At 43.1% G+C, this 564-nt stretch carries 1 protein-coding gene; it reads right to left on the bottom strand.

Annotation, left to right across the window (positions count from 1 at the left end; translation table 11 throughout):
- Positions 1-564: site-specific integrase (locus B5F88_RS20045; RefSeq protein ID WP_162612274.1), on the bottom strand; the 564-nt coding region annotated here is incomplete at both ends.

Genomic DNA, 564 nt, shown 5'->3' with positions numbered 1-564 from the left:
TACTGTCTTCTTCATGATAGGAACATTTCGCCTTTTTCGCCCTTTTCCAATTATAGTAACAAAAGGATTGGGAGCATCAATATGTAAGGACTCTATATCAAGGTCGGCGAGCTCTTGTACTCTGGCCCCCGTGTCATATAGGAGTATGAGCATCATCCTGTTTCGTCGGTGCTTTTTCGATTTTGCGTCATATGCAGATAGAATAGCAGCTGTTGCTTCTGGCTGAAGATACAAAATGGGATGTTTTTCTTCTTTTAGCTTTTGAATTTGGCAAACAGATTCATAAATGCCCCGAAGTTCGAAATCCTCTTGTCCGCAGTATTTTAAGAAGGAGCGGATGGATGTGATCCTGAGATTTACCGTTCTGGCTGAGGCCCCTTGTCCCTTCAGCCATACAACAAACTCTTTCACGTTATCACGAGCAAATGCCTCGAAGCTAACGTCCTCATCTTCAAGGCCTTTTTCTTCCCGCAGGAACCGTAAGTATGTTTTAAGCGACTGCTTATAAGTTTCTATCGTCTTATCGGATAGGCCTCGTATAGCGGGCATATAATCATGCAGATA

Source organism: Flavonifractor sp. An306 (assembly GCF_002159455.1).
Taxonomy (GTDB): Bacteria; Bacillota; Clostridia; order Oscillospirales; family Oscillospiraceae; genus Flavonifractor.
This window is presented reverse-complemented; position numbering and strand designations above follow the sequence as displayed.